The organism is Variovorax sp. GW821-FHT10D07 (assembly GCF_059415325.1).
Genome location: NZ_JBWKMZ010000021.1, coordinates 1 through 26,681 on the forward strand (window position 1 = coordinate 1; position 26,681 = coordinate 26,681).

Genomic DNA, 26,681 nt, shown 5'->3' on the forward strand with positions numbered 1-26,681 from the left:
TATTTCGCTGCGGGAAGCACCCACTGCCCTGTGCACGTGGGCGCAGTCGTTGTGCGGGCCGGTTCAACCGCCCTGCCTCAGGCTCACGTCGATGGGGTACTCCCCGCAGCGAAATAAAGGAGGAGGCCGAAGGCCGGGGGACATTCGCGGAGGGGAGTACCCCATCGGCGTGAGCCCACCCCCACCTGCAACTGATCGCCCCCCCGAAACCCATCCTAGGTACTCTTGCTGACCGTGATCGTCGGAAACTTCGCCGAGAAATCCTTGGCCTTCTCGGCAATGCCCACCGCCACCTGCAGCGCCACGGCGCGGTAGAGTCCGGCGATCTCGCCTTCGGGATCGGCCACCACCGTGGGCTTGCCGCTGTCGGCCTGCAGCCGGATGTCGATCGACAAGGGCAGCGCGCCCAGGTAGGCCATGCCGTTCTGTTCGGCCAGCTTCTTGCCGCCATCGGCGCCGAAGATGTGTTCGACGTGGCCGCAGTTCGAGCACACGTGCACCGCCATGTTCTCGACCAGGCCGAGGATCGGCACGCCGACCTTCTCGAACATCTTGATGCCCTTCTTGGCGTCGAGCAGCGCGATGTCCTGCGGCGTGGTCACGATCACCGCGCCGGTCATCGGCACGCGCTGGCTCAGCGTGAGCTGGATGTCGCCGGTGCCCGGGGGCATGTCGACGATCAGGTAGTCGAGGTCCTTCCAGTTGGTCTGGCGCAGCAGTTGCTCGAGCGCCTGCGTCGCCATCGGGCCGCGCCAGATCATGGCCTGGTCGGCGTCGACCAGGAAGCCGATCGACATCACCTGCACGCCGTGGTTCTCCAGCGGCTCCATGGTCTTGTTGTCGACGCTCTCGGGGCGGCCCTCGATGCCCATCATCATCGGCTGGCTCGGGCCGTAGATGTCGGCGTCGAGCAGGCCCACGCGCGCGCCCTCGGCCGCCAGCGCCAGCGCCAGGTTGGCCGCGGTGGTGCTCTTGCCCACGCCGCCCTTGCCCGAGGCCACGGCCACGATGTTCTTCACGTTGGGCATCAGCTGCACGCCGCGCTGCACCGCGTGGCTGATGACCTTGGTCGTGATGTTGACCGATACGTTGTCCACGCCCGGCACCGTCTTGGCCGCGGCCACCAGCGCCTTGCGCAGCGCCGCATGCTGGCTCTTCGCGGGATAGCCGAGCTCGATGTCGAAGGACACGTCGCCCTCCGAGATCTGCAGGTTCTTGAGCGCGCGGGTGGACACGAAGTCCTTGCCGGTGTTGGGGTCTGCGACGCTCTGGAGGGCGTTCGAGATCGCCTCGGGGGTGATGGCCATTGATCTAACTCCTGGAAGGCGGGTAGTCTAGTGCGCCCCGTCGGGGCCGACTCCCAACGCTTCGAATAACCGAAAAATGCCAGAGACAAGCCCCGCGACGACCGGCCTGCTGCTCACCGGCGGCGGCGCCCGCGCCGCCTACCAGGTGGGGGTGCTGCAGGCCATCGCCGAGATCCGGCGCGCGGCCGGCGCCGCCGGTGGCGGCAACCCCTTCCCGGTCATCACCGGCACCTCGGCCGGCGCCATCAACGCGGCCGTGCTGGCCTGCGGCGCCGACGACTTCGATGCCGTGGTGGCCCACATCGCGCAGTTCTGGGGCGAGTTCCGCGCCGGCCAGGTCTACCGCGCCGACTCGCTCTCGGTCATCGGCAGCGGCGCGCGCTGGCGCATGCTGCTGGGCCTGGGGCGCTTCGCGGCCAACTGGATGCGCGTGAAGCCGCGCTCGCTGCTCGACAACACGCCGCTGTCGGAGATGCTTGAGCGCATGGTGCCGCTGGACCGCCTGCCGAAGCTGATGCAGCAGGGCCACCTGCAGGCGCTGGCGGTCACGGCCTCGAGCTACAGCTCGGGCGAGCACGTGACCTTCTTCGAATCGGGCACGCCGATGGAGCCCTGGGTGCGCTCGCAGCGGCTGTCGGTGGGCTGCCGCATCTCGCACGCCCACCTGCTGGCCTCGGCCGCGATCCCCTTCGTCTTTCCGGCCACGGCGCTGCCGATGGAGGGCCACACCGAGTACTTCGGCGACGGCTCGATGCGCCAGTCGGCCCCGATCGCCGCGGCCATCCACCTGGGCGCGCAGCGCATCGTGGTGATCGGCGCGGGCCGCATGCACGAGCCGCGCGAGGCGCCCGCGCCCAACACCCACAGCGGCTATCCGACCATGGCGCAGATCGCGGGCCACGCGCTGTCGAGCATCTTCCTCGACGCCCTCGCGGTCGACATCGAGCGCCTGCGCCGCATCAACCACACCCTGGGCCTGATCCCCGAGGAGGCGCGCGCCGCGAGCGCGCTGCGCCCGATCGACCTGCTGGTGATCTCGCCCTCGGAACGCCTCGACGTGATCGCCGCGCGCCACGTCGACGCCCTGCCCGGCGCCGTGCGCCACCTGCTCGGCGGCTCGCAGGTCGCGGCCGACGTCAAGGGCGGCGCGCTCGCGAGCTACCTGCTGTTCGAGTCGGGCTACACGCGCGAGCTGATGGCGCTCGGGCATGCCGATGCGATGCGGCAGCGCGAGGAGGTGCTGCGCTTCTTCGGCTGGGAGGAGGCGAAGCAGCCGGAGTCGACGGCCGCCTGAGTGCCGACCGCTCAGCCCTCCTCGGAAATCCCGAGCTCCGAGCACACCCGCCCGAGCAGCGCCTTGAGCTGCGCCACCTCGGCCTCGAGCCGCGCCACGTTGGCCTTGAGCGCCGCCACCTCGCCCAGCGAGACATCGTGTGCGGCGCGCGGCGCCTCGTAGCCGCCCGCGGGTGCGGGCTCCTCGGCCGGCGTGCCGCTCAGCAGGTGCGCCCAGCGGCTCTCGCGCGCGCCGGGCAGCCGCGCGAGCTTCACCACCAGCGCGCCGGCCGAGCGCTCGGACAGCTCGTCGAGGAAGCCTTCGACCGAGGAGATGTCGGCGAAGTTGTGCATGCGGTCGCAGGCGATGCGCAGCTCGCCCGCGGTCTGCGGGCCGCGCAGCATCAGCACCGTGAGCAGGATCACCGACTGCGAGGGAATGCGCAGCACGCGGTCGATGTTGTGCTCGTAGCGCCAGGCGCGGCCGCCGCTGGTCTCGGCCACCAGGCTGTAGCCCTTGAGGCTGTCAATCGCGGCCTGCACCTGCGACTCGCTGAGCTCGAGCACCGGGTTGCGGCTGGTCTTCTGGTTGCAGCCCGACACCAGCGCGTTGAGCGTCAGCGGATAGCTGTCGGGCACGGTGCGCTGCTTTTCGGCCAGCACGCCAAGGACGCGGGTTTCGACAAGGGACAGGACGGGCAGCGCAGTGGTCATGGCTCGGCAGGAAAACGAAGGGGGACGGGATTCAGGGCGAAACGACCGCGAGTATGGGCCCCAGCTCGCGCACGAAGTCGCTGCGCCCCAGCGCGGTCGAATGCAGGGCCGAGACGGTGCCGTCGAGATAGAGCGCGTCGCGGCAGTGCAGCACGTCGCGGAAGTAGAGCGCGAACTCGTGGAAGTTCACGGGCGTCTCGCTGAGCACGAAGATCGCCGTGTGGCCCGACACGCCGACGCCGTTGCGGATCTTGCGCGAGGGCGAGTCGACGATGAACGAGCGATGCACCGCGCCATGGCGCAGCAGCAGCGGCCCCGACTGGGTGGCGATCGACAGGCCGCGCAGCCGCGGCGCGAGCGCCGGGTATTCCGACGACTCGATCACGCGCGGGCCCTCGTCCGAGACCAGGAACACGCCGTTGGGCCGGAGGAAGAAATTGCCGGTGCCGGCCTCGAGGTTGAGCGGCGATTCCTCGCGGCCCTCGCGCACCAGCAGGCCCACGGGCGCGAAGTCGGCGTGGTACATGCCGGCATTCACCGCGAAGTCGAGCCGGCGCCCGCGCTCGGCCAGCCAGGCCTGCAGCCGGTCGAAGCGCTTGAAGGCGGTGCCGCTGTCGTCGTTGAGGAACAGCGAGAGCCGCTCCTTGCGCAGGTCGACGCGCACCACCGTGTAGCGCGCCGGCTCGGCGCGTGCCGACGCGGCCAGGCCCAGCACGAGCCCCGCCACCAGCATCGACAGCCACAGCAGGCGCCTGGGCATCGGGATCGTCGCCGGTGCGGCGCGCCTCAGGCGTTCTGGATGCGCGCCACCAGCGCCTTGGTGAAGGCCTCGGTGCCGGCGCTGCCGCCCAGGTCGCCGGTGCGCACCTGGTCGATGTTGAGCGTGTCGTCGATGGCCTGGCGCAGGCGCGTGGCGAGCTCGGGCAGCTTGCAGTGATCGAGCATCAGCGCGGCCGCCAACATCAGCGCGATCGGGTTCGCGATGCCCTTGCCCGCGATGTCGGGCGCCGAGCCGTGCACCGCCTCGAAGATCGCGGCGTTGGTGCCGATGTTGGCGCCGGGCGCCATGCCCAGGCCGCCGACCAGGCCCGCCACCAGGTCCGACAGGATGTCGCCGAACAGGTTGGTGGTGACCAGCATGTCGAACTGCCAGGGGTTGAGCACCAGCTTCATCGCGCAGGCGTCGATGATGACCGTGTCGAGCTCGAACTGGCCCTTGTACTTCTTCTCGTAGAGGTCCAGGCCGGTCTCGAGGAAGATGCCCGTGAGCGCCTTCATGATGTTGGCCTTGTGCACGATCGTGACCTTCTTGCGGCCGGTGGCCACGGCGGTCTGGAACGCGTACTCGAGGATGCGGCGGCTGCCCTGGCGCGTGTTGATGCCGGTGGCCATCGCCACGGCATGCGGGTCGCCGTCGATCGGCACGTAGTGCTCGTGGCCGATGTACAGGCCCTCGAGGTTCTCGCGCACCACCATCAGGTCGATCTTGTCGAAGCGCCCGCCCGGGATGATGGTGCGCGCCGGGCGCAGGTTGGCGTAGAGCTCGAACTCCTCGCGCAGCCGCACGTTCGACGAGCGGTAGCCGCCGCCCGAGGGCGTCTCGAGCGGGCCCTTGAGCGCGAGCCGCGTGCGGCGGATGCTGTCGAGCGTGGCCGCGGGCAGCGGATCGCCCGAGGCCTTGACACCGCCCAGGCCGGCGATCTGGCGGTCCCATTCGAAGGGTGCCTTCAGCGCGTCGAGCGCGGCCAGCGTGGCGTCGACGATCTCGGGGCCGATGCCGTCGCCGGGGATCAGGGTTGCGGGAATGGGGGTGGTCATGAGGGGCGCCCTTGGTCGAGGAATGGGGAGTCGCGGCCGCCGGGGCGCGCGGAGGCCGAAGAATAACGCCGGGCCCATGGCACCGCCTTGACGAGGCCCGGCGCCGCGAGGGTCATTCGCGGGCCAGCCAGGCCAGCGCCTCCTCGCGGCTGTCGAGGAAACGGCAGTAGCGGCCCTGGCGGGCCTCGCGCAGGTATTCGGCGAAGCGCTCGCCATGCTCGGCCGCGGGCGACACCACCACGGCCGCGCGCAGGCGGTAGGTCTGCAGCTTCTCGAGGAATTCGCCCGCGAAGCGGGTGCGCAGCGCGAAGAAGGCCGGCGGCAGCACGGCCTCGTCGAGCAGCACGCGGTCGGTGTCGTGCTCGAAGCAGGCGCCGACCACGTCGGTGGCCTCGCGGGCGTCGGTCAGCGGGTCGGTCCATTCGACGATGCGCGCCGGGCCGTGGACCAGCAGCAGGTGGCGGGCGGACGCGTTCATGGCGCGATCTCCTGGTCGAGCAGCGACGCCCGCGCCACGACCCGCCCCGGCGCCAGCAGCGCGCCCGGCGCGATCACCGCGTTGGCACCGATGCGCGCGCCGTCGCCGACCAGGGCGCCGAACTTCTCGCAACCGGTGGGCCGCAGCGCGCCGTCCGCGCCGCGCACCAGGATCTCCTTGGCGGCGCGCTCGTTGCGGTGGTTGCAGACGATGCTGCCGGCCTCCAGGTTGACGCCCGCGCCCAGCACCGAATCGCCGACGAAGTTGAAGTGCGCGAGCGCGGTGCCCGCGAACACGAAGGAGGACTTGAGCTCGGCGCCCGGCCCGATGCTGCAGCGCGCGTCGAGCCAGTTGCCGCCGCGCAGGTAGGCGCCCGCGGCGATGAAGCAGCCCGGCCCCACGACCAGCGGGCCCTTGAGCACCGCGCCCGGCTCGACGGTGGCGCTGCGGTGCACGGCCACGTCGCCGTCGATGGCGTAGTCGGCGGCCGGCAGCGCCGCCAGCAGCCGGCGCACGATGGCCGGCGCCTGCGGCGGCAGCGCCCAGGGCGCCAGCGCGGCCCAGGGCGCGAGCGGCGAGGCGGCCAGGGTGGCGACGTGGGCCTGGAGAAGATCGGAATCGGCGGGGTGCGGCATGGGGTCGATGCTGCCATCGAACCCGCCGGAACGCGGCGCCACCTAAAATGCCCGGTTCTCCCGCTGCGTCGCTTCCGACGCTCCCGCAACTCCGAAAGCGCCTCCCCCGATGTCCGCCCCGCGCAAGCTCTTCGTCACCACCGCCCTGCCGTACGCCAACGGCAAGTTCCACATCGGCCACATGATGGAGTACATCCAGGCCGACATCTGGGTGCGGAACCAGCGAATGAACGGTGCCGACGTCAACTTCGTCTGCGCCGACGACGCGCACGGCGCGGCGATCACCATCGCGGCCGACAAGGCCGGCGTGACGCCGCAGGCCTTCGTGGCCGAGATCGCCGCGGGCCGCAAGCAGTACCTCGACGGCTACCACATCGCCTTCGACAACTGGCACTCGACCGACGGCCCCGAGAACCACCAGCTGGCGCAGGACATCTACCGCGACCTGCGCGCCAACGGCCTGATCAGCACCAAGAGCGTCGAACAGTTCTACGACCCCGAGAAGGGCATGTTCCTGGCCGACCGCTTCATCAAGGGCGAGTGCCCGAACTGCCACTCGAAGGACCAGTACGGCGACAACTGCGAGGTCTGCGGCGCGGTCTACGCGCCTACCGAGCTGATCAATCCCTACTCGGCGCTGTCGGGCGCCAAGCCCGAGCTGCGCAGTTCCGAGCACTTCTTCTTCAAGCTGTCGGACCCGCGCTGCGAGGCCTACCTCAAGGAATGGACCGCCGCGCCCGGCCACGTGCAGCCCGAGGTGCAGAACAAGATCCGCGAGTGGCTCTACAAGGACGACGAGGGCAAGGGCGGCCTCGGCGACTGGGACATCAGCCGCGACGCGCCCTACTTCGGCATCGAGATCCCCGATGCGCCGGGCAAGTACTTCTACGTCTGGCTCGACGCGCCCGTGGGCTACCTGGCCTCGCTCAAGAACCTGCTCGACAAGCGCTGCATCGAACTGGGCGGCGACGGCATCTCGTACACCGAGTACATGGCCGATCCCGAGCTCGAGCAGGTGCACTTCATCGGCAAGGACATCATCACCTTCCACACGCTGTTCTGGCCCGCGATGCTGCACTTCAGCGGCCGCAAGGCGCCCGACGCGGTCTACGTGCACGGCCACCTGACGGTCAGCGGCGAGAAGATGAGCAAGAGCCGCGGCACCGGCATCGACCCGCTCAGGTACCTGTCGCTCGGCCTCAACGCCGAATGGCTGCGCTACTACATCGCGGCCAAGCTCAACGGCCGCAACGAGGACATCGACTTCAACCCCGAGGACTTCGTCGCGCGCGTCAACAGCGACCTGGTGGGCAAGTACATCAACATCGCGAGCCGCGCGGCCGGCTTCATCGGCAAGCGCTTCGGCGGCAAGCTGGGCGAGGTGTCGGCCGATGGCGACGCGCTGCTGTTCGCGCTGCGCGAGACGGCCGGCGAGGTCCACGCGCTCTACGACGGCCGCGACTACGCACGCGCGCTGCGCGAGGTGATGGCGCTGGCCGACAAGGTCAACGAGTACGTCGACCAGAACAAGCCCTGGGAACTGGCCAAGAAGGAAGGCGCCGAGGCGCGGCTGCACGACGTGTGCACGGTCTGCATCGAGGCCTTCCGCCTGCTCACGCTGTACCTCAAGCCGGTGCTGCCGGCGCTGGCCGCGAACGTCGAGGCCTTCCTGAAGATCACGCCGCTCGAGTGGACCGATGCCGCGCAGGCGCTGCCCGCGGGCCATGCGATCGGCGAGTACAAGCACCTGATGCAGCGTGCCGACGCCAAGGTGGTCGACCAGCTGTTCGACGCGCCCGAGCCGGTGGCCGCCCCCGCCGCCGCACCCGCGGCGGATGCGCTGCCCGGCGGCGAGGCCATCGCGCCCACCATCGGCATCGACGACTTCGTGAAGATCGACCTGCGCATCGCGAAGATCGTGGCCTGCGAGAAGGTCGAGGGCTCGACCAAGCTGCTGCGCCTCACGCTCGACGCCGGCGAAGGCAAGACCCGCAACGTGTTCAGCGGCATCGCCTCGGCCTACCAGCCCGAGCAGCTCGTGGGCAAGCTCACGGTGCTGGTCGCGAACCTCGCGCCGCGCAAGATGAAGTTCGGCGTCAGCGAAGGCATGGTGCTCGCCGCCAGCCACGCCGACGAGAAGGCCCAGCCGGGCATCCACGTGCTCGAGCCCTGGCCCGGCGCCACGCCCGGCATGCGCGTGCGCTGAGTTTCGCGTTCCCCCGAAGAGGTCCCGCCATGACGACACCGCTGCCGACTTTCTTTCGCGCCACCCTCGCGGCGGCGCTGCTGGCCGTGCTCGGCGGCTGCGCGGTGGTCTCGGTGGCGAGCACCGCGGTCAGCGTGACCGCGGGCGCCGTGGGCCTCGCGGCCGACGCGGCGATCGGCACCGCGCGCATCACCGGCAAGGCGGTGGGCGCGGCGGCCGATGCGGTGATTCCCGACGGCGACAAGTAAGCGAGCAGGCGCCGCGTTCGGGCCTATGCGGCCTGCGCGCCCACCAGCCGCGCCATCTGCACCTTGCTCGTGACGCCCAGCTTGGCATAGACCTGCCGCAGGTGATGGCGCACCGTGGCCGGCGAACTGCCGAGCGTGCGCGCCACCATCTTGTAGCTCTGCCCCTGCGCGAACAGCCGCGCCACCTCGGCCTCGCGGCGGCTCAGCAGCGTGAGGGCGGCCGGCGCCGGCATCGGCGCCTCGTGCAATCCCAGCCCCTGCACCAGCACCAGGTGCGGCATCAGCAGCTCGACCAGCGCCTGCGCGCGCGCGCCGAGGCCGGCCGCCTCGCGGCTGTAGAGCGACAGGTGCATCCACCACGGCGAACCGGGCGCGGGCACGATCACGCTGAGCGCCTGGCCGATGCCATGGTCGGCCGCGAAGGCGCGCATCGAGGCCACAGGCGGCAACTCGTGCGCGGCCAGCGCGACGCCATGGCCGGGCTGCGCCATGGCGGCCGGCACCACGGGATCGATGTGCCGCACGCGGCACCAGTCGTTCACGAAATCGGGTGCCAGGCCGCGCGTGTGGCCGCCCTGCGGTCGCAGGGTGCCGGCCTCGAACAGCGAGCGGCCGAACCAGGCGCCGTCGAAGGCGATGTGGCGCGCCAGCCAGTCGAGCAGCGCGCCCGCGCCCAGCCGCTCGGGCTCGGCGGCCAGCGGATAGAGGCCGAGCAGCATCGCACCGAGCTGTTCGGCGGGAACGCCCGACACCGACGGAAAAGCCTGCTGCGCCATGCGGCGCGATCTTAGGCGCGCCCGGTGCGCCTGGGGCACGGAGATTCCCGCATCGTTCATCTGAACGACTGCCGCGATTGCCGAGGCCCACCTACGCTGCGGGCGGCCTTTCACTCCAACGAAGACACAGGACCCCGCCGCCATGCATCTCGCCGACTACAGCCGCCTCGACGCCACCGCGCTCGCCGACGCCATCCGCCGCAAGGAGACCACCGCCGCCGAGGCGCAGCGCTGCGCGCGCGAGGCCGCGGCCGCGCTGAACCCGCGACTCAACGCCATCATCGAGCTGTTCGACGCGCCGCTCGCGCACGAGGCGCAAGGTCCGTTCGGCGGCGTGCCCTTCCTCATCAAGGACCTGGTGCTGCAGGCCGAGGGCGTGCGCTGCCAGGCCGGCAGCCGGCTGTTCGGCCCGGGCCTGCCCGCGCCGGCCGACAGCGCGCTGATGGCGCGCTTCCGCCGCGCCGGCTTCGCCACGCTGGGGCGCACGCACACGCCCGAGTTCGGCTTCAACGCCACCACCGAGAGCGCCTTCGGCGGCGCCACGCGCAACCCCTGGAACCCGGCGCACAGCACGGGCGGCTCCAGCGGCGGCTCGGCCGCGGCGGTGGCCGCGGGCATCGTGCCGGTCGCGCATGCCAACGACGGCGGCGGCTCGATCCGCATTCCGGCCGCGGCCTGCGGCCTGGTCGGGCTCAAGCCCAGCCGCGGCCGCGTGAGCGCGGGCCCGGGCTACGGCCTGCCGCTGATGGGGCTGGGCATCGAGGGCGTGGTGTGCCGCACGGTGCGCGATGCCGCCGGCGCGCTCGACGCGATGCACGGCCCCGAGCTCGGCGATCCCTTCCTGATGGCGCCGCCCGCGCAGCCCTATGCACAGGCCATCGGCACGCCGCCGCGCCGGTTGCGCATCGCGGTCACGACGCAGTTCCCGGGCACGCAGCCGGCCGCGCGCGCCTGCGTCGAGGCGGTCGAGGCCACGGCGGCGGTGCTCGCCGATCTGGGCCACGTCGTGGAATGGGCCACGCCCGCCTACGCGCACGAGGCCTTCCTCGCGGCCACGCGCACCTTCTGGTCCTCGTTCCTCGCGGCCGGCGTGGCGGGGGTGGCGCAGGCGCTGCAGATCACCGTCGACCAGGCGCTGGCCCAGGTGCAGGCCTGCACGCGCGTCACCGCCGAGCACGGGCTGCGCCTGAGCGCGCTCGACCTGGAACTGGCGCTGATGCAGATGAACGCGGTGTCGCGCGAGGTCGCGCCCTTCTTCGCGCGGCACGACATCCTGCTCTCGCCCACGATGCGCACACCGCCGGTGGCGCTGGGCGTGCTCGACCAGGACGACGCCGCGCGCGACGCGCAGGGCTTCTTCGACCACCTGTTCGACTACGCCGCCTGCACCCCGCTGGCCAACCTCACGGGCCAGCCCGCGATCTCGCTGCCGCTGGCGATGGCCGGCGACCTGCCGATCGGCGTGCAGTGCATGGCGCCGATGGGCGACGAGGCCACGCTGCTGCAACTCGCGGCGCAGCTCGAGCAGGCGATGCCCTGGAGCGCGCGGCGGCCGGCGCTGCACGCGGCGGCCTGAGTCCTCACCAGCGCACGTTGACCCCGGCGCTCGCCTGCACCGAGGCGCGCGAGCGCAGGCCGCCACCGAGCGCGAAGCGGCGGCCCAGTTCGCCGTAGACGCTGACCGCGGGGCCGAGGCGCCACGAGAAACCGCCCGCGAGTTCGGCCGCGCTGCCGCTGGCGCCGCTCGCGATGTCGGTGGACGCGGCCGGCCCCGCGAAGCGCACGATGTCGGCGCCCGCGGCCATCCGGTAGAGGTTGATCCGGCCATAGGGCTCGACCACGCCCTCGCCCGCGGCGATGCGGCCCTTCAGCCGCAGGCCGGCGCGCGCCATCCAGCCGTTGGCGCTGTCCTGCGACACCACCGCGGCGGGGATCAGCGCCTCGTCGATCGAGCGGCTCTGGTGGATCAGCTGCAGCTGCGGCTCGAGCGCCCAGCCCGCGCCGAGCTCGAAGGACTGGCCGATCTCGAGCGAGGCCACGGTGCTGCGCCCCTTGCCCTCGATCGGCAGCGCGGCCAGCGGCTGCGCCGTGTAGTCGTGGCGGCCGAACTGCAGCACCACGTCGGCATAGAAGCCGCCGGGCTCGGCAAAGGTGGCGTAGCCGCCGAGGTAGCGGCTGCGCAGGTCGGTGCGGCCGACCGCGCCCCACAGGCCGCTCGCGAAGCCCTGCACGTCGGCCTTGCCCTCGAGCTGGCCCACGTAGACGCCAGCGCGCCATGCGCTGCCGGCCCAGAGGTCGGTGCCGGCCTGGAAGCCGCTCAGGTGCATCTCGCTGCGCGGGTCGACCGCGCCGCGCTGCGCCAGCGTCGGGTCGGCCACGATGACGCGGCCCCAGGCGCGGCGCATGGGCGGGCCGTCGCCGGCGACCTGCGGCGCCCCGCTGCGCTGGTGCAGGTTCGACAGCATCGTGAGGTCGCTCTCGCGCAGCTGCGCGGGCAGCGCGGCGAGCATCGGCACCTGCACGCGGTAGGCCGGGCGCTCGACCGGCGCGGGGGCCGGCGGCAGCGTCGGCGGGGGCGCGGGCGGCTCCGCGGTGCCGCCACCGGACGAAGGCGGCGCGGGAGGCGGAGGGGGCGGCGGTGGCGTCACCCCCACGCTCGAGCGCAGGTACCAGTTCTCGCCGAGCCCCTGCGCATCGGCCGCGTGCAGCCGGTATTCGAAGGCACCCGCGTCCACGTGGCCGCCCACGAGCGCGAAGGCATCGCGCGTGGTCTGCGCGGTGGTGGTGGCGCCGTTGATCGCGCTCACGACCTCGATGCCGTCGCCGGTGGTCAGCGCGCCCAGGCCGCCGAGGTTGACGATCTGCACCTGGGTGCGGCCCGTGACGCTGGCGGCCGCATTGGCGCGCAGGCCGGTCGCGGTGGCGCTCACGGTGCCGGCCTTCAGGGCGCGGGTCTCCTCGCGGCCGCCGCCGTCGATCACCAGCCGGTCGCTGAGGCTGCCGCTGTCGCCGAGCCGCGTGCCCAGGCGCAAGGTGCCGTCCTGCCCGACATAGGGCCCGCGCACGGTCAGCCGCGTGCCGGGCTCGGTGCCGACCAGCGACACCGTGCCCGCCACCGTGAGGCCGGCCACGGTCTGGTCGTGGCCCGCGAGGTCGAGCGTGCCGCCGCGGCGCACGTCGTGGTGCGAGGCCTGGCTCAGCGTGTGGGCGCGGCCCGCGCGCAGCACGCCCTCGTCGACCGCGGTGAGGCCGCTGTGGTCATTGCGGCCCGCGAGCACCAGCGTGCCGGGGCCGGTCTTGAGGATGCCGCCCGAGCCCTCGATGCCCACGTTGAAGGTGGCGGTGGCGCCCGCGTCGACGCGCACCGGCGCTTCGTCCAGCTGCGGCACCAGCCGCCCGGGCAGCGAGCCCTCGGCATGCGAGCCCTCCTCGAGCCGGTAGCCGTCGCTGCGGAACTGCATGCCCTTGAAGTCGAACAGGCCGTCGATGGTGACCGCGCCCGCGCGGCCCTGGAAGATCGCCATGTTGCCGTTCCAGGCCTCCGCGTTGCGCCCCGCGATGTCGGTCCATTGCGGCTCGAGGTAGCGCCAGCTGCCGTCGCCGCCCGCGACCACGCCATCGCCGGCGGTGCCGCCGCCGTCCCAGAACTGGTTGGAGCCGACCGCGCCGCCGCTGACCTCCAGCTCCACGGTCGAGCCGCGCACGTGCACCGCGTGCGTGAAGCCCGTGGGCATGGCGCCGAGCTCGAGGCCGTTGTCGGCGATGCTGCCGTCGACCCGCATCAGGGTCTGCACGCCGTTGCCGTAGCCCACGCGCTCGCTGACGTCGAGGCTGCCGTCGAGCGTGAGATTGCCGGCCACGGTGACGAGGTCGCCGGCGCCCGGCACGCCCGGCGTGCCGAGGTCGTAGTGCAATCGGCTGCCGGGATCGAGCGCCAGGTCGCCGAGCACGGCGAAGGTGCCCACGCCGCTGTCGCCGGGCGCCAGCGTGCCGCCCGCACGCACGGTGGCCGCCTTGACCTGCCCGAGGCCGCCCAGCGTGGCGCCGCCCGCCACCTCGACCGTGCTGCGCGGCAGCGCGCCGTTGACCAGCAGCGTGCCGCCGAGCACGCGCGTGCGGCCGTCGGTGTCGTGCGCGCCGCCGAGCGCCAGGGTGCCGGCGTTCTCCTTGTCGATCGCGATGCTGCCGCCGATGGCGCCGTCGTAGGCCACGCGGCCCGGGCCGCGGTCGAACACCACGCGGCCGAAGCCCGAGAGGTTGCCGGTGACGGACCCGGCGTTCGCGCCGTCGCCCACGCGCAGCGTGCTGCCCAGCACGATGTCGCCGCTCTGGGTGTTGTCGCCGGTCAGCGTGACCGGGCTCGAGACCTCGAGCCGGCCCGGGCCGGAGATCGCCGCGCCCAGCACCAGCGGCGCCGTGCCGGCGCGCGAGATTTCCAGCGTCGAGCCCGGCGTGGCGAGCACGATGCGCTGGGCCACCAGCGCGTCGACCGGGGTCTCGCCGATCACCAGCACATGGCCGTCGGCGGTGCCCGCCTGCCCGATCTGCAGCGTGCCCGCGCTCACGCGCGCACCCTCGTCGAGCTGCATCATCCCGGTGCCGCTGCGGCCGATCTGCAGCTCGCCGGCGACGTTGAGCGCGCTGCCCGCGCCGCTCAGCGACACCGTGTTCTCGGTGCCGCCGCCGCCCTGCGAGACGAAGCGCACGGCATTCACGATGCCGCCGCTGCCGATGCGCAGCAGGGTCTGCACGTCGCGGCCGTCGCTGCTGCCGAGGTTGAACAGGCCCGTGTCGAGCCGGCCCGCGCCCTCCACCACCATCAGCGTGCCGTTGGAGGCATCGACCGAAGCCGCGCTGGCCGGGCCCGAGACGATGCCGACGACGGTGCCGGGCACCAGGTTCACGGTCACGGCCGTGCCGGCGCCGGGCACACCCGCGCTCCAGTTGGCGGCGTTGAACCAGTCGGCGCGCGCCGTGTCGGCATAGGGCGGCGCGGAGGTCCACGCGCTCTGCGCAACGGCGCGCGGCAAGGCGGACGCGCACACCAGGCCGGCGACGGCGGCGGCGATCAGGGTCGGCGTGAAGACGGCACGCGGCCGGGAAGCAGGTGTCATGGCGAGGAGGCGCGAAGGGGTGGAACGACCCGTGCGCGCGGGGCCTGGCGGGCCTGTGCGATGCGCAGCGGGGGCTGCGTTCGAATCTAGGAAAACGCGGCGCGCGGCGCGCCCCATAAAGATGGCGGTCGCTACGCGAGCGGCAGCCGCAGCACCACGCGCGTGCCGGGCTCGGCCTTCTCGATGCGCAGTTCGACGCCGGCCTGCGCGGCGCGCTGGCGCATCGAGCGCAGGCCGTTGCCGCGCGCCTCGCCGAGGCCGCAGCCGTCGTCGCGCAGCACGATCTCGATGGCATCGCCACCGACCGTCGTGCTGACCGCCGCGCTGACCGCGAGCACGCGTGCGCGCGCATGCTGCAGCACGTTCGAGATCGCCTCCAGCAGCATGTACTGCAGGTGCCGCGTGGCCTCGTCGGAATCGCAGCGCCAGCGCGGCAGGTTCGCCACCGACCAGTCGAGCGCGAGCCCCGCGGCCTCGATGCGCGGCTGCAGCCGGAAGCGCATGCTCGCGAGCAGCGCGTTGGCATCGCCGGCCGGCAGGTTGATGGCATCGATCGACAGCCGCAGCTGGTCGAGCGATTCGCGCAGGGTCTGCATCACCTCCGACTTGGTGGCCACGCCGCGCTCGAGCTGCAGCATGGCGGTGATCAGGTGCGCGCCGGCGCCGTCGTGCATGTCGCGCAGGATGCGCGCGCGCTCGGCCGCCACCGTGCTCGCATGCTCGAGCCGGCGCAGCTCGGCATGCTTGTCGGCCAGCTCGGCCTCGCGCAGGCGGATGCGGTCCTCGAGCGACAGGTGCAACTGGCGCAGTTCCTCGCGCGTGCGCTGGAAGCGGATGCCCACGATGGCGAGGATCGCGAGGCTCACCAGCACGGCCGCGAACTTGGTCCAGCCGGCCTCGTCGAAGCGCTCGACCAAAAGCCGCGCGATCACGCTGTCGCGCACCAGCGCGACCCAGCCCGCGACCAGGATCAGCAGCATCCAGGCGCGCTCGCCGGCCCGCTGGCGCCAGGTCTCCCAGCCCAGCCGCAGCGACAGCGCCAGCCAGCCGGCCACCAGCAGCAGGATCCAGCCGAGCACCCAGTTCTGCGTCTGCTGCAGCGTGCCGAGCGCCAGCGCCACCGGGCCCAGGCCCAGCACGCCCCAGACCAGCCACTGCTCGCGCCGCGGCCGGCCGTGCCAGACCTCCCGGATCACGAGGTAGGTGGCGATGTGGCCGAGCCAGAACACCGCGAGCACCACCTTGAACCAGCTCGGCCAGGCGAGCAGGCCCTCCTCCCACCAGGTGGCGGCGATGCGCAGGCTCCACAGCGCCTCGCACAGCGCGGCCCAGCCGTAGACGGCCTCGCGCTGCTGCGCCCACAGCATCAGGCAGAACACCGCCACCAGCAGGCTGAACAGCGTGATCACGCGCGGCAGGGTGACGTGGCGCCATTCGAGCGCGTCCCACTGCGGCTGCAGCAGGCGCTCGGCGCCCAGGCGCACCGGCGCGATGCCGGCGCGGCGCGAGGGATCGGCGCGCACGGCGATCTCGAGCAGGTTCTCGCCGTCGCGCAGCAGCGAGGGCGGCACGCGCAGCCACAGCGGGCGGCGGTTCGACCAGCCGTCGTTGATCTGCTCGAGCTTGCCGGCGGCCGCGATCACCTGGCCGTTGAGCTTCACGCGGTAGGCGTTGCCGATGCGGCTGACGAGCAGCGCCTGCGGCTCGTCGGCATGGCCCGCGGGCGCGGCGAAGCGGATGCGCAGCTGGGCCCAGCCGACGGCGCGCGGCCAGTGGGCGTCCCAGTGCAGCGGCAGCGTGACCTCGGCCGGTGGCGGCGAAGGGCGGCCGACGAAGCGCAGCTGCAGTTCGCCGCGGTCGAGTGCGAGCACCTCGCTGGCGGCGCCTGCCGCAGCGGGTGCCAGCAGCGCGGCGACCAGCACAAGGACGGCGAGCAGCAGACGGCGCATCAGCCCAGCATGCGCCCCAGCAGCCCCATGCGGCTGGCCTCGAACACGGCCTCGCCGCGCGAATGCACCGCGAGCTTGCTGTAGAGGTTCTTGATGTGGCCCTGCACCGTGTGCTTGGTCACGCCCTGCAGGCGCGCGATCTCGCCGTACGAGTAGCCGCGCGAGATCAGCTCCAGCACCTCGGTCTCGCGCGGGGTCAGCATCATGGCGGCGGCCGGGTCGGGCGCGGCCGATGCGGCGGGCTTCGCCTCGCCGCCGCGCACGTGCAGCAGCAGCTTGCGCGCGATCATCGGCGAGATCGGCGAGGCGCCGTGCTTGATGTCGACGATCACCTGGGCGATATCGGCCGGCGAGGAATCCTTCTGGATGTAACCCACCGCGCCCGCGCGCACGCAGTCGAGCACCGTGTCCTCGTCGCCGAAGACCGAGACCACCAGCACCTCGCACGCCGGCTGGCTGCGCACCACCTGGCGCAGCAACTCGAGCGCGTGGCCGTCGGGCAGCGCGAGGTCGGTCAGCAGGATGTCGGCCTGGTGGCTGTCGAACCAGGCCACGGCCTCGGCCATCAGGCCCAGCGAGGCGACCAGCTCGAGCTCGGGATGGGCCGCGATGCAGGCCTCGAAGAAATGCCGGACCTCGGCATCGTCCTCGAGCAATGCGACGCGCCAGCGCAGCGCGGAGGTGGAAGCGGCGGGGGTGGCGGCGGCGTCGGGCATGGCGGTGGCGCCGAGCTTAGTCGGCGCCGCGCGCTTCGCGCCCCCCATTTTCATGGGGTGACCGGGGCGCGTTTCCAGTTTCAGGGCGCCTCGGTGCCGCGGTCGGGCGAGGAGCCGCTGCGCACCACGCGCTGGTCGTCGTTGAGCACCGCGGTGAACACCATCGGCGAGTTGGGCGGCTGCAGCCAGCGCCATTCCCATTCGTACTCGCGGCGCAGCGGATAGGGCGTGACCTTGGCCGGCTTGCCGAGCATCTTGCGCAGGTCCTCCATCGCCATGCCGTTGGTCACGCGCGCGAAGTTCTCGGGCGTGAGCACCTGGCGCAGCGCGCTCATCTTGCCGTCGGCGCCGATGGTGACCATGTAGTTCTTCTGGCCCTGGGGCTGGCGGTTGTATTCGAACACCCGGCCGCCGGGCGCGTCCCAGACGTTCTCGGGTTCGCCGAAGCGCGCGCGCACGTCGGCCTCGGTCGACACACCCTCCTCGAGCTGCTCGATGCGCTGCGAATCGCAGCCCGCAAAGAGGGCCGCCACCGCCGCCAGCCACACGGCCGCCACCCCGATCCGCCAGACTCGTACCTGCCCCATGCCGTCCCCCGGTAAAATTCGCGCCCACAAAGGTTCAGTCTATGTCCATCTTCCGCCGCCCCCACTACACCTCCGAGATCACCAGCTTCATCGACGAGATGAAAACCAAGAAGCCGACGCTCGAGGCGGAACAGCGCGCGGGCCGCGCCCTGCTCTGGGACAAGCACCTCGACCGCGGCCTGCTCGAGGAATACGCGGAAGCCCGCGTGCCGCAGCAGCCCTACGTCTACCAGACCCAGGCCAAGTAAGAAGATGATGCCGATGCGGCATCCGTCGCCCGCCAATGCTGGGCACGGCGCTACCTTTTCGATAGCGCCTGCCCGATGAGCGGACCGCGCGACGAGGACAGCGACACGCTGGTGGTGGCCATGCCCGAGGTGGTCGACCAGGTCGCGCTCGCCCGGCTCTACGGCGAGCCGCTGTTCGCGATGCCGAAGGACCTGTACATCCCGCCCGAGGCGCTGCAGGTCTTCCTCGAGGCCTTCGAGGGCCCGCTGGACCTGCTGCTGTACCTGATCCGCAAGCAGAACTTCAACATCCTCGACATCCCGATGGCCGCGCTGACGCGGCAATACCTGAGCTACGTCGACGAGATCCGCCAGACCAATCTCGAACTCGCGGCGGAATACCTGCTGATGGCCGCGATGCTGATCGAGATCAAGTCGCGCATGCTGCTGCCGCCCAAGAAGGCGGCCGAGGGCGAGGAAGCCGAGGACCCGCGCGCCGAGCTCGTGCGCCGGCTGCTCGAGTACGAGCAGACCAAGCTGCAGGCCGCCTCGCTCAACGCGATGCCGACCTACGGGCGCGACTTCTGGCGCGCCCAGGTCTACATCGAGCAGTCGCTCAAGCCGCGCTTCCCCGAGGTGGCGGTGGTCGACCTGCGCGATGCCTGGGCCGACATCATGAAGCGCGCCAAGCTCGTGCAGCACCACAAGATCTCGCGCGAGGAGCTCAGCGTGCGCGAGCACATGAGCATCGTGCTGCGCCACCTGCAGGGCCAGCGCTTCGTGGAATTCGAGAAGCTGTTCGACATCTCGCGCGGCGCGCCGGTGATGGTCGTGACCTTCATCGCGATGCTCGAGCTGGCCAAGGAAACGCTGATCGAGATCACGCAGGCCGAGGCCTTCGCGCCGATCTACGTGCGGCTGGCCTACTCTCCCGCCTGAAGCGCCATGCGGCCCACATCCTTCGCGCGCCGCCCGGCGGCGCGGCACCTCCCTCTCACCCTGCCGTCGGGCCGGACCGGTGCGCTGCCGCACCACCGATCCTGACCCTCGTCCCTTCCCGCGCGCCATGGCCTCCTCCCTCGATTTCGACGTCCTCATCGTCGGCAGCGGCCTCGCCGGGCTCTCCGCGGCCCTGCTGCTGGCGCCCACGCACCGCGTGGCGGTGCTGACCAAGCGCGCGCTGGCCGACGGCTCGAGCGCCTGGGCCCAGGGCGGCATCGCGGCGGTGCTGGCCGCGGGCGACAGCTTCGACGCCCATGTCGACGACACGCTGGTGGCCGGCGCCGGCCTGTGCGATGCGGCCGCCACGCGCTTCGTGGTCGAGCACGCGCCCGAGGCCATCGGCTGGCTGCGCGAGCTCGGCGTGCCCTTCTCCGAGGAGGACGGCGACCTGCACCTCACGCGCGAGGGCGGCCACAGCCAGCGCCGCATCGTGCATGTGACCGACGCCACCGGCGCGGCCGTGCAGCAGGTGCTGATCGAGCGCGTGCGCCGCACGCCCAACGTCACGCTGTTCGAGCACCACACGCTGGTCGACCTGGTCGCCGGCGAGCGGCTCGGTGCGCCCGAGGCGGGCTGCGCGGGCCTCTACGCGCTCGACGACGCCAGCGGCGAGGTGCTGGCCTTCCGCGCGCCGCACACCATCCTGGCCACGGGCGGCGCGGGCAAGGTCTACCTCTACACCACCAACCCCGACACCGCCACCGGCGACGGCATCGCCGCCGCCTGGCGCGCGGGCTGCCGGGTGTCGAACATGGAGTTCATCCAGTTCCACCCGACCTGCCTGTATCACCCGCATGCCAAGTCCTTCCTGATCAGCGAAGCGGTGCGCGGCGAAGGCGGGCTGCTGAAACTGCCTGAATCGGCGGGAGGCACCCGCTTCATGCCGCAGCACGACGAGCGCGCCGAACTCGCGCCGCGCGACGTGGTGGCGCGCGCGATCGACTTCGAGATGAAGAAGCACGGCCTGGACTGCGTGCACCTCGACATCTCGCACCAGAGCCCCGAGTTCCTGCGCGCGCATTTCCCGAACATCCTCGCGCGCTGCGCCGAGCTAGGCATCGACATCACGCGCGAGCCGATCCCGGTGGTGCCGGCCGCCCACTACACCTGCGGTGGCGTGGTGACCGACCTGGCCGGCCGCACCGACCTGCCGGGCCTCTACGCGATCGGTGAGACCGCCTGCACCGGACTGCACGGCGCGAACCGGCTGGCCAGCAATTCGCTGGTGGAGTGCATGGTGTTCGCGCGCGCGGCCGCGGCGGCCATCGGCGCCGCGCCGGCACGCGAGGCGGTGGCGCTGCCGGCCTGGGACGCGAGCCGCGTGACCGATGCCGACGAGGCGGTGGTGATCTCGCACAACTGGGACGAGCTGCGCCGCTTCATGTGGGACTACGTGGGCATCGTGCGCACCAACAAGCGCCTGGAGCGTGCCAGCCACCGCATCGCGTTGCTGCAGGCCGAGATCCACGAGTTCTATGCCAACTTCCACGTCACGCGCGACCTGCTCGAACTGCGCAACCTGGTGCAGGTGGCCGAGCTGATCGTGCGTTCCGCGCAGGCCCGCCACGAGAGCCGGGGTCTGCATTTCAGCCGCGACTATCCTTCGCTCGCCGAGCCCACCGCACCCACGGTGCTGGTGCCGGCCGACCGATAGCCCCACCCGTTCCCGCTTTCTTCAACCCCAGGATGCCCGGCCACCGACGCCCGCAGGGAGAAACCCAACCATGTCCAACGCCTCCACCCCGAACGAAGCCACCGCCGCCACGCCCTACGGCACGCTGCCGCCGGCCTCGCAGCCCGCCACGCGCAAGCCGCTGAGCCTGCCGCGGCTGGCCGAGCTGCATGCGCGCGGCGAGAAGATCGCGATGCTCACGGCCTACGACGCCACCTTCGCGGCCGTGGCCGATGCCGCGGGCGTCGAATGCCTCCTGGTCGGCGATTCGCTCGGCATGGTCTGCCAGGGTCTCTCGAGCACGGTCGGCGTCACGCTCGAGACCATGCGCCACCACACCGACAGCGTCTCGCGCGGGCTGCGCCGCGTGCAGGGCACGGCCTGGCTGATCGCCGACCTGCCCTTCGGCAGCTACCAGGAGTCGCGCGAACAGGCGCTGCGCAGCGCCACCGTGCTGATGCAGGCAGGCGCCCACATGGTGAAGCTCGAGGGCGGCGGCTGGACCACCGAGACCGTGCGCTTCCTGGTCGAGCGCGGCATCCCGGTGTGCGCGCACCTGGGCCTGACGCCGCAGACCGTGCATGCGCTCGGCGGCTACCGGGTGCAGGGCAAGGGCGACGCCGCCGCGGCCCGGCTGCGCGAGGAGGCCCAGGCGCTGCAGGACGCGGGCGCCGCGATGCTGGTGCTCGAGATGGTGCCGGCCGCGCTGGCCGCCGCGCTCACGGCCGAACTGACGCGCTGCGCCACCATCGGCATCGGGGCCGGCCGCGGCACCGCGGGCCAGGTGCTCGTGCTGCATGACATGCTGGGCCTGAACCTGGGCCGCATGCCGAAGTTCGTGCGCAACTTCATGGACGGCGCCGGCGGCATCCCGCAGGCGCTCGCGGCCTATGTGCGCGCCGTCAAGGACGGCAGCTTTCCCGACGACCGGCTGCACGCCTGGTAACCCACCCCGTTTTTTCTTTCCTTCCTCACTCCAAGGAGAACCGTCCCATGTTCATCGCCCGCACCATCCCCGAACTGCGCGACCACCTGGCGCGCTTCGAGCGCCCCGCCTTCGTGCCGACCATGGGCAACCTGCACGACGGCCACATCGCGCTGGTCACGCAGGCGAAGCCGCTGGGCGACGCCACCGTCGCGAGCATCTTCGTGAACCGGCTGCAGTTCCTGCCGCACGAGGACTTCGACACCTATCCGCGCACCTGGGACAGCGACTGCGCCAAGCTGGAAGCCGCCGGCTGCGACGTGCTGTTCGCGCCCGACGAGAAGGCGCTCTATCCCGAGCCCCAGACCTGCAAGGTGCATCCCGACCCGGCGCTGGCCGACATCCTCGAGGGCCACTTCCGGCCCGGCTTCTTCGTCGGCGTGTGCACCGTGGTGATGAAGCTGTTCAGCTGCGTGCAGCCGCGCGTGGCGGTGTTCGGCAAGAAGGACTACCAGCAGCTGATGATGATCCGCCACCTGGTGCGACAGTTCGCGCTGCCGATCGAGATCGTGGGCGGCGAGACCCGCCGCGCCGACGACGGCCTCGCGCTCTCCTCGCGCAACGGCTACCTGAGCGAAGGCGAGCGCGCCGAGGCGGTGCAGCTCTCGCGCGCGCTCAAGGAGATCGCCGAGGCCGTGCGCGGCGGCGGCGAGCTCGCGGCGATCGAGGGGCGCGCGATGCAGGCGCTGGCGCAGCGCGGCTGGCAGCCCGACTACCTGACGGTGCGCCGCCGCCTCGACCTGCAGCCGCCGGCCGCGCTCGACGGCGCCGAGCCGCTGGTGGCGCTCGCGGCCGCGCGCCTGGGCAGCACGCGGCTGATCGACAACCTCGAGATCGAGCCCTGGGCGGCAAAGCCATGAGCGCCGCGCCGGGCCGCCCCAAGCAAGCTCGCACCGCAGTGCGAAGCACGAAGGTGTTTCTATGAGCTACAGCGTCAAGGAGATCTTCTACACGCTGCAGGGCGAAGGCGGCCAGGCCGGCATGCCGGCCGTGTTCTGCCGCTTCGCGGGCTGCAACCTCTGGAGCGGCCGCGAGGCCGACCGCGCCAGCGCCGTCTGCCGTTTCTGCGACACCGATTTCGTCGGCACCGACGGCACGCTGGGCGGCAAGTTCAAGGAAGCCGACGCGCTGGCCGACACCATCGCCGCGCAGTGGCCCGCCGACGATGCCGGCCACCGCCTCGTGGTGCTGACCGGCGGCGAGCCGCTGCTGCAGGTCGACGCCGCGCTGATCGATGCGCTGCATGCGCGCGGCTTCCGCATCGCCGTCGAGAGCAACGGCACCGTGGCCGCGCCCGAGGGCATCGACTGGCTCTGCATCAGCCCCAAGGCCGGCGCGCCCTGGGTGCAGCGGCGCGGCCAGGAGCTCAAGCTGGTGTGGCCGCAGGAGGGCATCGACCTCGACGCGATGGCGCGCAGCGGCGAGTTCGCGCACTGCTTCCTGCAACCCATGGACGGCCCGCGGCAGGCCGCCAACACCGCGCTGTGCATCGACGCCTGCCTGCGCCAGCCGCGCTGGCGCCTCAGCGTGCAGACCCACAAGTTCACCGGCATCCGCTGATGCCCGCCTTTCCGTTCTTCCGTTCCCCATGCGATTCACGATCAGCCAACGCTTCTTCTTCGACGCCGCCCACACCCTGAAACGCGAGATCGAGGCCGAAGGCAGCCGCCGCATCCACGGCCACACCTACCACGCCGAGGTCTGGCTCGCGGGCGAGCGCGATCCCGCGACCGGCATGGTGATCGACCTGGGCCTGCTGCGGCGCCGGCTCGAGGCGGTGCGCGAGCAGCTCGACCACCGGCTGCTCGACGAGGTGCCGGGGCTGCATCCGCCCACGCTGGAGAACCTGTGCCTGTTCATCGCCGAGGCGCTGGGCGAACTTCAGGCTTCGCTGGCGCGCGTGCGGGTGTGGCGCGAGGCGCTCGGCGACTCCTGCACGCTGGAGTTCTGACTCAGCGCTCCCGCGCGGCGCCGTGGCCAGCGCATCCGCAAGCCCGAGGGCCATCGATGAGAACCGCTGCGCAAGGAAAGCCGGACGACGAAGCCGGTTTGATACAACGGCGGTCGCCCCTTTTTTTACAACACGATCCAGGGAGGATTGCAGCTTGAAACCCCATTCGACCCCACGCCGCTTCGCGGCCATCGCCGGCGCCACGGCCGCGCTGCTGCTCGCCGCGGGCTGCGCCCAGACGCAGGCCCCGCCCGCCGCCGCGGGCGCCGGCACGAACAACCTGCTGATCGGCGCCGTGGCCTGGAAGCAGACCGCGGCCGAGTACCGCGCGCTCTATCACCAGGGCTTCAACGTGGCGCGCATGCACGTGGAGGCGGCGCTGAAGAAGCGCCGCCCGGGCGACAAGCCGCTGGCGGTGGTGACCGACATGGACGACACCATCCTGCTGCCGCTCGCCTACTGGGGCTACCTGATCAACGAGGGCCAGGATTTCTTCGACGATCCGAAGTGGGACGCGTGGATTCCGAAGAACCAGATCGTGCCCTCGCCCGGCTCGCAGGAGTTCCTGCGCTTCTGCCGGGAGAACGGCGTGGAGGTGTTCTACGTGACCAGCCGCGAACAGGGCGAACGCACCTACGAGTACGCGATGGAACACCTCAAGGTGCTGGGCGCGCCCTATGCCGACAAGGAGCACCTGACCGTGCTGCGCGACAGCAGCAACAAGCAGCCGCGGCAGGAGCAGATCGCGCAGCAGTTCGACGTGGTGGTCTACCTCGGCGACAACCTCAACGACTTCCGGCGCAAGTACTACGTGAAGAACGTGGACCAGCGGATGCAGGCGATGGAAGCCGACCGCGAGCAGTTCGGCCGCAAGTACGTGCTGTTCCCGAACCCGACCGACGGCCACTGGATGGCCGCGATCTTCGGCGACTCGGAGCCGCCGGCGAGCGACGCCAACCGCCAGCTGTTCAAGAAGGCCGCGACCCGCTCCGCCTGGGACGGGCGCTGAGGGGCTTCGTCAGGCCGCGCCGATCCCCGCCACCAGGCTGCCCGGCGCGATGCCGTTCTTCAGCCCGGCCGTGAAGGCCAGCATGCGGTCGATCGGCACGCGCGCGCGCAGGCCCAGCGCCGGGTCGACGTGGATCTCGCCGGCACCGGTCTCGAGCGCGTTCGCGAGGTCGGCCAGGCCGTTCATCGCCATCCACGGGCAATGCGCGCAGCTCTTGCAGGTGGCGCCGTTGCCGGCCGTGGGGGCCTCGATGAAGGTCTTGCCCGGGTTGAGCGCGCGCAGCTTGTGCAGCATGCCGTTGTCGGTCGCGACGATGAACTCGGTCGCGTCGAGCTGGCGCGCGGCATTGAGGATCGCCGAGGTCGAGCCCACGGCATCGGCCAGCGCGATCACCTCGGCCGAGGATTCGGGGTGCACCAGCACCTTGGCACGCGGATGGGCCTGCTTGAGCAGCTCGAGCTCGAGCGCCTTGAACTCGTCGTGCACGATGCAGGCGCCGTTCCAGCTCACCATGTCGGCACCGGTCTGGCGCTGGATGTAGTCGCCGAGGTGGCGGTCGGGGCCCCAGAGGATCTTGCGGCCCTGCGCATGCAGCGCGCCCACCACGTCGAGCGCGCAGCTCGAGGTGACGAGCCAGTCGGCGCGCGCCTTCACGGCGGCGCTGGTGTTGGCGTAGACGACCACGGTGCGGTCGGGATGCGCGTCGCAGAAGGCGCTGAATTCGTCGACCGGGCAGCCCAGGTCGAGCGAGCAGTTGGCGTCGAGGTCGGGCATCAGCACCCGCTTCTCGGGCGACAGGATCTTGGCGGTCTCGCCCATGAAGCGCACGCCCGACACCACCAGCGTGCCGGCCGCATGGTCGCGGCCGAAGCGCGCCATCTCGAGCGAATCGCTCACGATGCCGCCGGTTTCCTCGGCCAGGTCCTGCAGGTCGGGGTGGACGTAGAAGTGCGACACCATGACCGCGTTGCGCTCGCGCAGCAGGCGGCGGATGCGCTCCTTGAGCGCCTCGCGCTCGGTGGGCGTGGGCTCGGGCGGCACGCGGGCCCAGGCGCGACGGGTGTCGCAGACGCTCCCTTCGGCCGGCTGCTCGTACTCGACATCGATGACGGCGGAGGAAGCCATGTGCGTCTCCCTCAGCGGTCCTGGAAGCGCATCGAGAAATCGATGGCCTTGACGTCCTTGGTCAGCGCGCCGACCGAGATCCGGTCGACGCCGGTCTCGGCCAGTTCGCGCAGGCCGTCGAGCGTGACGCCGCCCGAGATCTCGAGCACCGCGCGGCCTTCGCCCGCGGCGTCGTTGATGCGCACCGCCTCGCGCAGGGTCGGCAGGTCCATGTTGTCGAGCAGCACCATGCGCGCGCCGGCCTCGAGCGCCTCCCGCAGCTGCGCCAGGGTCTCGACCTCGATCTCGACGAAGTCGGCGCGCTCGGCCGCGGGGGCCACGGCGCGCAGGGCGGCGGCCACGCCACCGGCCGCGGCGATGTGGTTTTCCTTGATCAGCACGGCGTCGTACAGGCCGATGCGGTGGTTGAGGCCACCGCCGGTGCGCACCGCGTACTTCTGCGCCAGGCGCAGGCCCGGCAGGGTCTTGCGCGTGTCGACGATGCGCGCGCGCGTGCCCTCGACGATGTCGCTGTAGAGCGCGGCCTTGGTCGCGACGGCGCTCAGCAGTTGCAGGAAATTGAGCGCGGTGCGCTCGGCGGTCAGCAGCGCGCGGGCCGGGCCTTCCATCTCGAGCACGACCTGGTTCGGCTCGCAGCGCCCGCCCTCGGCGCAGCGCCAGTCGATGCGCACCTGCGGATCGAGCTGCGCCAGCGTGGCCTCGACCCAGGGCGCGCCGCACAGCACGGCCGGCTCGCGCACCAGCACGCGCGCCTGGGCGCGGCGGCCGGCATCGACCAGGGAGGCGGTGAGGTCGCCGTCGGCGACGTCCTCCTGCAGTGCGCGGGCCGCATCGGCCTGGGCCAGCGCGGCGATGGCCGGCGCGGAGAAATCGAAACGGGAACGCATGGG

At 71.7% G+C, this 26,681-nt stretch carries 25 protein-coding genes; 12 read left to right on the forward strand and 13 right to left on the reverse strand.

Annotation, left to right across the window (positions count from 1 at the left end):
- Nucleotides 1-215: 215 nt before the first annotated feature.
- The gene (apbC, locus tag AC07PU_RS37820; RefSeq protein ID WP_495323091.1) at nucleotides 216-1,307 is read right to left on the reverse strand and encodes an iron-sulfur cluster carrier protein ApbC; all 1,092 of its coding nucleotides are present in this window, start codon (nucleotides 1,305-1,307) and stop codon (nucleotides 216-218) included.
- A gap of 76 nt (nucleotides 1,308-1,383) precedes the next feature.
- Here apbC and AC07PU_RS37825 point away from each other — a divergent pair, with 76 nt between their 5' ends.
- On the forward strand, nucleotides 1,384-2,601 hold the full coding sequence (locus AC07PU_RS37825; protein WP_495323092.1) for a patatin-like phospholipase family protein: 1,218 nt from the start codon (nucleotides 1,384-1,386) through the stop codon (nucleotides 2,599-2,601).
- An 11-nt stretch (nucleotides 2,602-2,612) separates the two neighbouring features.
- Here the strand turns inward: AC07PU_RS37825 and AC07PU_RS37830 are convergent, their stop codons facing one another.
- The 5 genes from AC07PU_RS37830 to AC07PU_RS37850 all read right to left on the reverse strand — a co-directional run bounded on the left by AC07PU_RS37830 (nucleotide 2,613) and on the right by AC07PU_RS37850 (nucleotide 6,224).
- The gene (locus tag AC07PU_RS37830; protein WP_296792017.1) at nucleotides 2,613-3,293 is read right to left on the reverse strand and encodes a YceH family protein; all 681 of its coding nucleotides are present in this window, start codon (nucleotides 3,291-3,293) and stop codon (nucleotides 2,613-2,615) included.
- A 31-nt stretch (nucleotides 3,294-3,324) separates the two neighbouring features.
- Nucleotides 3,325-4,053, reverse strand: a complete 729-nt coding sequence (locus tag AC07PU_RS37835) for a phosphodiester glycosidase family protein (protein ID WP_431510238.1) — start codon at nucleotides 4,051-4,053, stop codon at nucleotides 3,325-3,327.
- A gap of 26 nt (nucleotides 4,054-4,079) precedes the next feature.
- Nucleotides 4,080-5,111, reverse strand: a complete 1,032-nt coding sequence (locus AC07PU_RS37840; RefSeq protein ID WP_093340921.1) for an isocitrate/isopropylmalate dehydrogenase family protein — start codon at nucleotides 5,109-5,111, stop codon at nucleotides 4,080-4,082.
- Nucleotides 5,112-5,223: 112 nt separating this feature from the next.
- On the reverse strand, nucleotides 5,224-5,589 hold the full coding sequence (locus tag AC07PU_RS37845) for a DUF4180 domain-containing protein (RefSeq protein WP_495323093.1): 366 nt from the start codon (nucleotides 5,587-5,589) through the stop codon (nucleotides 5,224-5,226).
- The gene (locus AC07PU_RS37850) at nucleotides 5,586-6,224 is read right to left on the reverse strand and encodes an LbetaH domain-containing protein (protein WP_495323094.1); all 639 of its coding nucleotides are present in this window, start codon (nucleotides 6,222-6,224) and stop codon (nucleotides 5,586-5,588) included. The genes AC07PU_RS37845 and AC07PU_RS37850 overlap by 4 nt, the downstream gene beginning before the upstream one ends.
- Nucleotides 6,225-6,333: 109 nt before the next feature.
- Here AC07PU_RS37850 and metG point away from each other — a divergent pair, with 109 nt between their 5' ends.
- Both metG and AC07PU_RS37860 read left to right on the forward strand, forming a co-directional pair.
- Nucleotides 6,334-8,430 carry a methionine--tRNA ligase gene (gene metG, locus AC07PU_RS37855; protein WP_495323095.1) on the forward strand — a complete coding sequence of 699 codons (2,097 nt, stop codon included), beginning with the start codon at nucleotides 6,334-6,336 and terminating at the stop codon, nucleotides 8,428-8,430.
- A 29-nt stretch (nucleotides 8,431-8,459) separates the two neighbouring features.
- Entirely contained in the window at nucleotides 8,460-8,678 is a 219-nt protein-coding gene (locus AC07PU_RS37860; protein WP_490879950.1) for a hypothetical protein, read from the forward strand.
- A 23-nt stretch (nucleotides 8,679-8,701) separates the two neighbouring features.
- Here AC07PU_RS37860 and AC07PU_RS37865 read toward each other — a convergent pair whose 3' ends face one another.
- Nucleotides 8,702-9,454: a response regulator transcription factor gene (locus AC07PU_RS37865; RefSeq protein WP_495323096.1), complete on the reverse strand. Its 753-nt coding sequence runs from the start codon at nucleotides 9,452-9,454 to the stop codon at nucleotides 8,702-8,704.
- 142 nt (nucleotides 9,455-9,596) lie between these two features.
- Here AC07PU_RS37865 and AC07PU_RS37870 point away from each other — a divergent pair, with 142 nt between their 5' ends.
- Nucleotides 9,597-11,030: an amidase gene (locus AC07PU_RS37870; RefSeq protein WP_495323097.1), complete on the forward strand. Its 1,434-nt coding sequence runs from the start codon at nucleotides 9,597-9,599 to the stop codon at nucleotides 11,028-11,030.
- Between the two features lie 4 nt (nucleotides 11,031-11,034).
- Here AC07PU_RS37870 and AC07PU_RS37875 read toward each other — a convergent pair whose 3' ends face one another.
- The 4 genes from AC07PU_RS37875 to AC07PU_RS37890 form a co-directional block, all read right to left on the reverse strand.
- Entirely contained in the window at nucleotides 11,035-14,568 is a 3,534-nt protein-coding gene (locus AC07PU_RS37875; RefSeq protein WP_495323098.1) for an autotransporter outer membrane beta-barrel domain-containing protein, read from the reverse strand.
- A 131-nt stretch (nucleotides 14,569-14,699) separates the two neighbouring features.
- On the reverse strand, nucleotides 14,700-16,517 hold the full coding sequence (locus tag AC07PU_RS37880) for a sensor histidine kinase (RefSeq protein ID WP_495323099.1): 1,818 nt from the start codon (nucleotides 16,515-16,517) through the stop codon (nucleotides 14,700-14,702).
- A complete protein-coding gene (locus tag AC07PU_RS37885; protein WP_495323100.1) occupies nucleotides 16,517-17,287 on the reverse strand; it encodes a response regulator in 771 nt (256 codons plus the stop codon). Before AC07PU_RS37885 ends, AC07PU_RS37880 begins: the two co-directional genes overlap by 1 nt.
- A 26-nt stretch (nucleotides 17,288-17,313) precedes the next feature.
- The gene (locus AC07PU_RS37890; RefSeq protein ID WP_281077866.1) at nucleotides 17,314-17,820 is read right to left on the reverse strand and encodes an outer membrane protein assembly factor BamE; all 507 of its coding nucleotides are present in this window, start codon (nucleotides 17,818-17,820) and stop codon (nucleotides 17,314-17,316) included.
- Nucleotides 17,821-17,861: 41 nt separating this feature from the next.
- Between AC07PU_RS37890 and AC07PU_RS37895 the strand changes: the two genes are divergently transcribed.
- The 8 genes from AC07PU_RS37895 to AC07PU_RS37930 all read left to right on the forward strand — a co-directional run bounded on the left by AC07PU_RS37895 (nucleotide 17,862) and on the right by AC07PU_RS37930 (nucleotide 24,666).
- Complete coding sequence (locus AC07PU_RS37895; protein ID WP_057597652.1) at nucleotides 17,862-18,068, forward strand: DUF3460 family protein; 207 nt, start codon at nucleotides 17,862-17,864, stop codon at nucleotides 18,066-18,068.
- A 75-nt stretch (nucleotides 18,069-18,143) separates the two neighbouring features.
- A complete protein-coding gene (locus AC07PU_RS37900; protein WP_057597651.1) occupies nucleotides 18,144-18,986 on the forward strand; it encodes a segregation and condensation protein A in 843 nt (280 codons plus the stop codon).
- Nucleotides 18,987-19,113: 127 nt separating this feature from the next.
- Nucleotides 19,114-20,703, forward strand: coding sequence for an L-aspartate oxidase (gene nadB / locus AC07PU_RS37905; protein ID WP_495323102.1), 1,590 nt, complete (start codon nucleotides 19,114-19,116; stop codon nucleotides 20,701-20,703).
- 70 nt (nucleotides 20,704-20,773) lie between these two features.
- Nucleotides 20,774-21,667: a 3-methyl-2-oxobutanoate hydroxymethyltransferase gene (panB, locus tag AC07PU_RS37910; protein ID WP_395350388.1), complete on the forward strand. Its 894-nt coding sequence runs from the start codon at nucleotides 20,774-20,776 to the stop codon at nucleotides 21,665-21,667.
- Nucleotides 21,668-21,714: 47 nt separating this feature from the next.
- Nucleotides 21,715-22,566: a pantoate--beta-alanine ligase gene (gene panC / locus AC07PU_RS37915; RefSeq protein ID WP_398501226.1), complete on the forward strand. Its 852-nt coding sequence runs from the start codon at nucleotides 21,715-21,717 to the stop codon at nucleotides 22,564-22,566.
- Between the two features lie 61 nt (nucleotides 22,567-22,627).
- Entirely contained in the window at nucleotides 22,628-23,266 is a 639-nt protein-coding gene (gene queE, locus AC07PU_RS37920; RefSeq protein ID WP_495323103.1) for a 7-carboxy-7-deazaguanine synthase, read from the forward strand.
- A 28-nt stretch (nucleotides 23,267-23,294) separates the two neighbouring features.
- Nucleotides 23,295-23,657: a 6-pyruvoyl trahydropterin synthase family protein gene (locus AC07PU_RS37925; protein ID WP_208507614.1), complete on the forward strand. Its 363-nt coding sequence runs from the start codon at nucleotides 23,295-23,297 to the stop codon at nucleotides 23,655-23,657.
- 154 nt (nucleotides 23,658-23,811) lie between these two features.
- Nucleotides 23,812-24,666: a 5'-nucleotidase, lipoprotein e(P4) family gene (locus AC07PU_RS37930; RefSeq protein ID WP_495323104.1), complete on the forward strand. Its 855-nt coding sequence runs from the start codon at nucleotides 23,812-23,814 to the stop codon at nucleotides 24,664-24,666.
- A gap of 9 nt (nucleotides 24,667-24,675) precedes the next feature.
- On the opposite strand, the gene nadA is transcribed toward AC07PU_RS37930, so the two are convergent.
- Nucleotides 24,676-25,791, reverse strand: coding sequence for a quinolinate synthase NadA (gene nadA / locus AC07PU_RS37935; protein WP_495323105.1), 1,116 nt, complete (start codon nucleotides 25,789-25,791; stop codon nucleotides 24,676-24,678).
- 11 nt (nucleotides 25,792-25,802) lie between these two features.
- Nucleotides 25,803-26,678 carry a carboxylating nicotinate-nucleotide diphosphorylase gene (nadC, locus tag AC07PU_RS37940; RefSeq protein ID WP_495323106.1) on the reverse strand — a complete coding sequence of 292 codons (876 nt, stop codon included), beginning with the start codon at nucleotides 26,676-26,678 and terminating at the stop codon, nucleotides 25,803-25,805.
- Nucleotides 26,679-26,681 lie beyond the last annotated feature (3 nt).

What these genes read in the sequence shown, in the direction of transcription:
- AC07PU_RS37890 (WP_281077866.1), bottom strand. Translation starts at nt 17,820, where the DNA reads ATGGGGCAGGTACGAGTCTGGCGGATCGGGGTGGCGGCCGTGTGGCTG.
- nadA (WP_495323105.1), bottom strand. Translation starts at nt 25,791, where the DNA reads ATGGCTTCCTCCGCCGTCATCGATGTCGAGTACGAGCAGCCGGCCGAA.
- AC07PU_RS37840 (WP_093340921.1), bottom strand. Translation starts at nt 5,111, where the DNA reads ATGACCACCCCCATTCCCGCAACCCTGATCCCCGGCGACGGCATCGGC.
- AC07PU_RS37895 (WP_057597652.1), top strand. Translation starts at nt 17,862, where the DNA reads ATGTCCATCTTCCGCCGCCCCCACTACACCTCCGAGATCACCAGCTTC.
- AC07PU_RS37845 (WP_495323093.1), bottom strand. Translation starts at nt 5,589, where the DNA reads ATGAACGCGTCCGCCCGCCACCTGCTGCTGGTCCACGGCCCGGCGCGC.
- nadB (WP_495323102.1), top strand. Translation starts at nt 19,114, where the DNA reads ATGGCCTCCTCCCTCGATTTCGACGTCCTCATCGTCGGCAGCGGCCTC.
- AC07PU_RS37925 (WP_208507614.1), top strand. Translation starts at nt 23,295, where the DNA reads ATGCGATTCACGATCAGCCAACGCTTCTTCTTCGACGCCGCCCACACC.
- panC (WP_398501226.1), top strand. Translation starts at nt 21,715, where the DNA reads ATGTTCATCGCCCGCACCATCCCCGAACTGCGCGACCACCTGGCGCGC.
- AC07PU_RS37880 (WP_495323099.1), bottom strand. Translation starts at nt 16,517, where the DNA reads ATGCGCCGTCTGCTGCTCGCCGTCCTTGTGCTGGTCGCCGCGCTGCTG.
- AC07PU_RS37865 (WP_495323096.1), bottom strand. Translation starts at nt 9,454, where the DNA reads ATGGCGCAGCAGGCTTTTCCGTCGGTGTCGGGCGTTCCCGCCGAACAG.
- apbC (WP_495323091.1), bottom strand. Translation starts at nt 1,307, where the DNA reads ATGGCCATCACCCCCGAGGCGATCTCGAACGCCCTCCAGAGCGTCGCA.
- AC07PU_RS37835 (WP_431510238.1), bottom strand. Translation starts at nt 4,053, where the DNA reads ATGCCCAGGCGCCTGCTGTGGCTGTCGATGCTGGTGGCGGGGCTCGTG.
- panB (WP_395350388.1), top strand. Translation starts at nt 20,774, where the DNA reads ATGTCCAACGCCTCCACCCCGAACGAAGCCACCGCCGCCACGCCCTAC.
- AC07PU_RS37830 (WP_296792017.1), bottom strand. Translation starts at nt 3,293, where the DNA reads ATGACCACTGCGCTGCCCGTCCTGTCCCTTGTCGAAACCCGCGTCCTT.
- AC07PU_RS37900 (WP_057597651.1), top strand. Translation starts at nt 18,144, where the DNA reads ATGAGCGGACCGCGCGACGAGGACAGCGACACGCTGGTGGTGGCCATG.
- AC07PU_RS37875 (WP_495323098.1), bottom strand. Translation starts at nt 14,568, where the DNA reads ATGACACCTGCTTCCCGGCCGCGTGCCGTCTTCACGCCGACCCTGATC.
- queE (WP_495323103.1), top strand. Translation starts at nt 22,628, where the DNA reads ATGAGCTACAGCGTCAAGGAGATCTTCTACACGCTGCAGGGCGAAGGC.
- nadC (WP_495323106.1), bottom strand. Translation starts at nt 26,678, where the DNA reads ATGCGTTCCCGTTTCGATTTCTCCGCGCCGGCCATCGCCGCGCTGGCC.
- AC07PU_RS37885 (WP_495323100.1), bottom strand. Translation starts at nt 17,287, where the DNA reads ATGAAAATGGGGGGCGCGAAGCGCGCGGCGCCGACTAAGCTCGGCGCC.
- metG (WP_495323095.1), top strand. Translation starts at nt 6,334, where the DNA reads ATGTCCGCCCCGCGCAAGCTCTTCGTCACCACCGCCCTGCCGTACGCC.
- AC07PU_RS37850 (WP_495323094.1), bottom strand. Translation starts at nt 6,224, where the DNA reads ATGCCGCACCCCGCCGATTCCGATCTTCTCCAGGCCCACGTCGCCACC.
- AC07PU_RS37825 (WP_495323092.1), top strand. Translation starts at nt 1,384, where the DNA reads ATGCCAGAGACAAGCCCCGCGACGACCGGCCTGCTGCTCACCGGCGGC.
- AC07PU_RS37860 (WP_490879950.1), top strand. Translation starts at nt 8,460, where the DNA reads ATGACGACACCGCTGCCGACTTTCTTTCGCGCCACCCTCGCGGCGGCG.
- AC07PU_RS37870 (WP_495323097.1), top strand. Translation starts at nt 9,597, where the DNA reads ATGCATCTCGCCGACTACAGCCGCCTCGACGCCACCGCGCTCGCCGAC.